Raw genomic sequence first — 6,287 nt, forward strand, 5'->3', positions numbered from 1 at the left:
GTCCCCGCCGCCCTGCTCGGGGTGCGCGGGGGGGGTGTCGGCGGGGGGTTGCTTTTTTTGGGGGTTGGTGGGCGGGGCGCCGATGGGCGCCCCCCGCACTACCAGGGTCTACCCGATCGTGAACATCACCGGCCTCCTCGAACACTCCTCTCGCTGAGGTCGGTGGGTGGTTCCTATCGGTGGCCGATGATCGCGGTCAGGAACGAGCCGATCAACGATGGCACTGTCTCGAGGACGCCGGGCTCGAGGAGGTTGCTCGGTACGGTCTGGATGTCGCAACCGGTCGGGGTCGGTGACCCCGGTGCCAATCGGCCCTTCAGCCAGTTGAATGCCCCCGGTGCTCCCAGCGGGACCAGGATCCCGCGCGCTTCGAATTCCCGGCGGATCACGGGATTCGCGAGCACCACCTCCAGTGGGACGGTGAGGAAGTCCTCGATATCCAACACCAGGTTGCTCGATACGTTCTGCGGCGCACAGTGGTTGCGCGCTTCGGCCACGACGCTCTTCCCGGCAGGAGTGAGGTACTTGTCGATCTCCGAGTTCGTGACACTGCATCAGGTCGATCGAGCGCTCGGCGGCATGGTCGTCACGGTCCTGGTCGAAGCGGAGCGTGATGCCGAACTGGGCGCGGCGCTGCAGCCGTCGCTGCGCCGATTTCGCCGGTTCGTCGACGACGTAGTCCAACTCGCACCACCGGAACTCGCCGCCGACGCCGAAGGACAGGGATAGCGCCCGAATCCGTGCTTCTGCACGCGCGCACTGAGATACCATGAGACCAATCCACTCTCTTGGTATCAGCCGAAGGATTGCCGATGTTCGACTTCGACCTCGTTTTGCAGGAACTGGCCAAACCCCGACTGCGGCAGCCGTTACCGGAGTACCTGCCGTCGAATCGCGGTGCCCCCACCCGTGTCGTCGGCGAAGACGAACTGAGCGCGATGCACCGCCAGTGGTTCGTCGAGCTGGAGCGCCGCATCGAGTTCCACGCCGGTCACGGCCTGGATATCGCGTGGCTCTACGAATGGGCGGCGAAGTACACGTGGAGTTGGCTGACCCAGGACATGAGCCTCAACCACGAGATCTACACCCACGATCTGCGGTATGTGGATCCGACGACGTTCGGGCGGACGATGGTCGGTCTCGACGAGTTCGTCAAATACAACATGTCGTTCTTCGATGCGATCTCGAACTGGCGATACGACCCGTTCCCCGATCAGATGTACATCGACGTCACACCCGACGGCGAAACCCGCCTGGTCGTCCGGTACATGGGCAGCGGCTTCTTCGACGGCACCCTGCGGCTCTATCCCTACGACGACACGGCGCCGGCGTTGCAAGGTATGGGCACCTTAGTGCAGGCGTGCGCGGTCGACCGCTATCATTTCACCCCCGATGGCCTGATGTATTTCGGCGAAACACTGTGGGACTTCATGGATATGGCGCAAACAGCGGGCATCGCGCCCCGCGACGACAGCTGGCAGTTCAAGGCGATCATGCAAGCCGCGCGCCTTCCCGGCCTGGCTCAGCGGTTGCGGCGCCGGGGCCCGAAGCTGTGACGGCACCGGCCGACCCGTATGTCGACCGCATCCTCGACGCCGCCTACGCGCTGCTGACACGCCACGGGCTACGGCGTACCACGATCGCCGACGTCGTCCGCGAGTCCGGGGTCTCGAAAGCAACGGTGTTCCGGCGGTTTCCGGGCCGGGCAGAACTGTTCGACACCCTGATGTCGCGCGAAGTCGCGAGATTCCTCAGCGATCTCGAGGTACGGCTCGACACCGTCGAGGATCCGGTCGACCGGTTGGTGGAGACCTTCGTGCGGTTCTGCGAGGTGGCTCCACACAACGTGGTGCTGCGTCGTCTCGTCGAAACAGATCCCGAAACCGTCCTGCCGCAACTGACGACGCAGGCCGAACCGATTCTCGCGTTCGGTCGAGCGTTCATGCTCGGCGAGCTGAAGAAGCTGACCGAGGCCGGTTACCGCCTGACGGCCTCGCCGGAGGTCTGTACCGATCTGATCACCCGGCTGTCGCACTCGTACATCTTGCTGCCGCCGACGTTGCCGGATTTCGCGGATCTCGAACGGATCCGAGACCTCTTCCGCGCCACCGTCGTTCGGATGATCGTCGCGGACTGACCCACGGCTATGACGTGGTGTCGTGATGGTCGTAGGGCGTCGTCAGAATTCCCTTGCGTTTCGCGGCCGCCCGCGAAGTCAGCACATTGAGACGCCAGAAGCGGTCACCTTTGGCGGCCCGCCTTCGCAATCGCGCACTGCGGAACGGAAGTTTGTCGAACAGCCGGTTCACCCAGACGTTGGCGATGACCAGCAGGCCGATGAGCCGTACCCACCCGGCGATCGGGATGTCCCGTGCCGGGGTCGTCGCGACGAGGGCACGCACGGCGGGTTCACCGCCGAAGTAGGCCATCATGGCGAGCAGCGGGCCGGTGACGGCGCGGCCTTTCAGCGTGAGATTCCCGTCCTCATCGGACAGGTTCGCCGCGGCGGCCTCCGACATTTCCACGGTCGCCTCGGTGGGGCCGCCGGTGTAGGGCAGGTAGTAGTTCAGCAGTTCGATGCCGTCGGCCGCGGTGGTCGGAATGACTTCCTCGGCGACGCCGAACACATAGGAGATATGTGCCCAATAGATCATCGCGTCATCGAGATCGGCATGGGAGTGCTTGCGACCGTGGGCCAGGTCGACGAGCATCGGCAGGATGCCGAACGATATCGCGCCCATCAGCATCGCGGTGCACGAGATCGGGCAGCCGTTGCGCTCGAAACTCTCCTCGCCCCAGGCTCGGCGCAATCCGGCGCGAACCTGCGAGTGCATCAGCCGGACCTTGACGGTGTCCTTGAAGAACGGCGAGTGCCGGTCCATCGCGCTCTCGCGGGTGACATTCCAGAACCAGGTGTAGCTCTCGAACATTCGTCGCTGATAGTCGTTGATGAACCGTCGCGTCGCACCGGTCGCCGTCGAGACGTCATTGCCGACGAAGGTAGCCAGCGCGTCCATCACCGCCATGCCCGCCTTACCGGCGAACGAGGCGTTGATCCACACCTGACGTCCCCGTTCCCAGCGTTGCAGATCGTGCCAGGCCGGCGGATTATCGAGGGCCGCGAACAGGCGCACGAGCTCCGCCGGTGCGTCGGGCACCGTCTCGATCCCATGATCCAAGGCCTGCTCGAGCATTCGCCGACCCTCGGCCATGCCGATCCGGCGAAAAGCGAGCACGACGTCGTCCATGAGTTCGTCGCCCTGCCATTGATGGTCGGCGACCACGCCGACCAACGGTCCCGGTGACGACAGCCGGGCGGCCGCGACCATCGGCTCGACGAAATCGCGCCGCGCGCTGTCCCACAGCTCACGATTGCCGGTCGATCGTTGCGGCCACGGCCGTAGTGCCATTCCCGGCCGGTAGTAATAGTCGAATGCGTGTGGCGCCCCGTCGGCATTACCGGCCGACTTCGACGTTGAAGCTGACATGGCTCGACTCCTGCTCACTCGTGCTCCCCCGGCAACTGCCGACCGAGCATGCTTTCGAGGCTATAACCGATATTTGCTCCGCTTCAACTCGGTTATTGACATCGGTCGCGAGAAATGTTGCACTGCCTAGATGTCCAGGTCAGCACGCTATCGTCCGGTTCAGCGGCGCTCACAGATCTCGATCGACAAGATCCTGGATGCAACTGCTCGGCTTTTGGTCCGCGACGGCTACCAAGGATTGACAACGAATCACATCGCTGTGGAGGCCGATCTCGGCATCGGCACGGTCTACCGCTATTTCGCGGACAAGAACGAATTGCTGGCCGCGCTCCGCGATCGCGCCACCGCCGCGATGACCAAAGAATTGATCAAGGCGATCGGTGCCTCGTTGTCGTTGGAACCGGCAGTCGCGGTCCGGCAGCTCTTCATTTGTCTGGTGGACGCGCTCGAACGTGATCGGGCCATCATCAGCGCACTCGCGAGCGAAGTACCGATGGGCCTGCAGAGCAATATCCTGCCCGAGGTGGAAGGACAGATCGCTCAGTTCTGCCGACTGTTCATCGCCCATCGTCGCCCCGATCTGTCCGACACCGAGGTGGAGGAATACGTATACATCGGAATGACATTGGCGGTTGCGTCAGCATTGCGAATCGCGGTGGAACGAGAACCGCACATGGACCGGCAACGCCTCATCTACCGCGCGGCAGACGTGTTGACAGCGTGGCTCGAGACGACGGCACCTACCGCGTAGTACTCAGTACGACCGGGGAAGATCGAGCGAATGTTGGGCCACGTAGTTGAGGATCATCTCCCGGCTCACCGGGGCAGTGCGCATGAGCCGGGAGAACCACCACAGGTCCGAGATGCCGTACTCGATGGTGAAACCGTTGCCGCCGTGCGTCTGAATGGACCGGTCGACACACTTGATCGCGGCTTCGGCCGCCGCGAACTTCGCCATGTTCGCGGCCTCGCCTGCCCCGGGGGCACCGGCGTCGATCAGCGCGGCCGCCTTCTGTGTCATCAGCCGGGCCAGTTCGAGTTCGATCTTCGCCTCCGCGAGCGGGTGCGCGACACCTTGATGCGCGCCGATCGGGGTCTTCCACACAGTGCGCTCACGCGCATACGCGGCCGCCTTGTCCAGCGCCCGCAATCCGGTGCCGATCATGAGCGCCGCGATGATGACGCGCTCCGGATTCAGCCCGTCGAATACCGCTGTCATTCCACCGGTCTCGCCACCGATCAGCCGGTCGGCATCCACCACGACGTCGTCGAAGAACAACTGCGACTGCTCATCCGGACCGATGAACGGCATCTTGATAGTCTGCCTGAGCACCCCGGGTGCGTCCGCGTCGACGACGCACAGGACCGGTTGCGCCAATTGACCATTCGCGTCCCGCAGCCGGGCGACAACGAGAATCGCATCGGCGGATTCGACGCCGGAGATGAACGTCTTCTGCCCGTTCAGCACATAGCCGGTGGCGTCGCGACGCAGTTCGGTACGCAGATTGTGCGCGTTGCTGCCCGCATCCGGTTCGGTGATGGCGAACGCCAGCTTCGTCGTCCCGGCGGCGATGCCACGCAGCCAACGCTGCTTCTGCTCGGTCGTGGCGTGGCGTGCCAAGACCGAACCGGCGATCGCCGACGAAACCACCAGCATCACCGAGCCTTTGGCGGCGCGCGCGGTCTCTTCCGCCACCGCGTTCAGGCCGCTCATCCCCAGGCCACCGCCGCCCCATTCCTCGGGGAGGTTGAGTCCGACGAAGCCGCCCTCGGCAAGGTCGGACCACACATCCTGCAGGGACTCGCCCCGCTCCGCCGACTGCCGCAGGTGGTCTTCGGGGTATTTGGCGCAGATTCGCCGCACGGAGTCGCGGATGGCCAACTCCTCCTCACTCGGAGTGAGTCGAAGAACAGGTTCGGCGGCGACATTCTCGAGGTTCACGTGTTTTCCTTTCCGGTGGCGGCTCGTGCCGCGGCAATGGCTTCCAAAAATCCCTGCGGCGGATAGGTTCCCGCGCCGAAGACGTCACGGGCGCCGTCCAAGGTCAGCACCGAACCCGAGAAGTAATCCCCCGCCGGTGAGGCGAGGAAGGCGACGAGCCAACCCCATTCCTCGTCGGTGCCGAATCGGCCCGCTGGTACGCGAGTGAGCGCGTCCTCCTTCACGCCGGGGACATAGCGCGTGTTCAAAGCGTCGGTGTCGAAGTGGCCCGCCGCCAAGGCATTGAGCCGGATGCCGAACCTGGCCCACTCGATCGACAGGGTCTTCGTCATGTTCTCCACCGCGGCGCGGGCCGCCGAGGAATGCACCAAACCGGGGAAACCGTCGTGCGGGGAGAGCGTGACGTTGAGGATCTTTCCGCCACCCTGCGGGATCATCGCCTTCGTCGCGGCCGCGTGGGTCATCAACCAGGTGCCGAGAATGTTCAGCTCGATCACCTTGCGAAATCCGTTGGGTGTGATCAGCTCCGCGGGCATGCCGAACTGGCCGCCCGCGTTGTTGACCAAGGTATCGATCCGCCCGTGCCGGTCGACGATCTGCGCGATGAACTCGTCGACCGCCTGCTCGTCGCGGATGTCGAGGCAGTGCGATTCGGCTGTGCCACCGAGGGATTCGATCAGCGATACGGTCTCGGCCAGCGGCTCGGCGCGCCGGGCACATCCGATGACGGTCGCGCCGCCGCGTGCGAGCTCCAGCGCCGCGGGGGGGGCCACGCCCCCCACCCCCCCCGCCCCCCAACAAAACCCCCCCCGCACCCAAAACAGAGCCAAAACCACCGCCTGACACACCCCGGGCGC

The 6,287-nt window shown here is 64.6% G+C and carries 8 protein-coding genes; 4 read left to right on the plus strand and 4 right to left on the minus strand.

The genetic code is table 11. The features are described 5' to 3' along the window. Positions 1-173: 173 nt before the first annotated feature. On the minus strand, positions 174-497 hold the full coding sequence (locus ACFWPX_RS36840; protein WP_378933717.1) for a hypothetical protein: 324 nt from the start codon (positions 495-497) through the stop codon (positions 174-176). A gap of 28 nt (positions 498-525) precedes the next feature. On the opposite strand from ACFWPX_RS36840, the gene ACFWPX_RS36845 reads away from it, so the two are divergent. From ACFWPX_RS36845 to ACFWPX_RS36855, 3 genes are all read left to right on the plus strand, one after another. Continuing rightward, entirely contained in the window at positions 526-729 is a 204-nt protein-coding gene (locus tag ACFWPX_RS36845) for a hypothetical protein (RefSeq protein ID WP_378933720.1), read from the plus strand. Between the two features lie 83 nt (positions 730-812). Continuing rightward, positions 813-1,556, plus strand: coding sequence for a nuclear transport factor 2 family protein (locus ACFWPX_RS36850; RefSeq protein ID WP_378933723.1), 744 nt, complete (start codon positions 813-815; stop codon positions 1,554-1,556). Next, positions 1,553-2,137 carry a TetR family transcriptional regulator gene (locus ACFWPX_RS36855; protein ID WP_378933726.1) on the plus strand — a complete coding sequence of 195 codons (585 nt, stop codon included), beginning with the start codon at positions 1,553-1,555 and terminating at the stop codon, positions 2,135-2,137. The genes ACFWPX_RS36850 and ACFWPX_RS36855 overlap by 4 nt, the downstream gene beginning before the upstream one ends. Before the next feature lie 7 nt (positions 2,138-2,144). Here the strand turns inward: ACFWPX_RS36855 and ACFWPX_RS36860 are convergent, their stop codons facing one another. Then, positions 2,145-3,488, minus strand: a complete 1,344-nt coding sequence (locus ACFWPX_RS36860; protein WP_378933729.1) for an oxygenase MpaB family protein — start codon at positions 3,486-3,488, stop codon at positions 2,145-2,147. 130 nt (positions 3,489-3,618) lie between these two features. On the opposite strand from ACFWPX_RS36860, the gene ACFWPX_RS36865 reads away from it, so the two are divergent. Next, entirely contained in the window at positions 3,619-4,239 is a 621-nt protein-coding gene (locus ACFWPX_RS36865) for a TetR/AcrR family transcriptional regulator (protein ID WP_378933732.1), read from the plus strand. Between the two features lie 3 nt (positions 4,240-4,242). Here the strand turns inward: ACFWPX_RS36865 and ACFWPX_RS36870 are convergent, their stop codons facing one another. After that, entirely contained in the window at positions 4,243-5,430 is a 1,188-nt protein-coding gene (locus tag ACFWPX_RS36870; protein ID WP_378933735.1) for an acyl-CoA dehydrogenase family protein, read from the minus strand. Further along, positions 5,427-6,278, minus strand: a complete 852-nt coding sequence (locus ACFWPX_RS36875; RefSeq protein WP_378933738.1) for an SDR family oxidoreductase — start codon at positions 6,276-6,278, stop codon at positions 5,427-5,429. The genes ACFWPX_RS36870 and ACFWPX_RS36875 overlap by 4 nt, the downstream gene beginning before the upstream one ends. Positions 6,279-6,287 lie beyond the last annotated feature (9 nt).

It is taken from the genome of Nocardia sp. NPDC058518 (assembly GCF_042719655.1).
In the GTDB taxonomy this organism is placed as follows: Bacteria; Actinomycetota; Actinomycetes; order Mycobacteriales; family Mycobacteriaceae; genus Nocardia.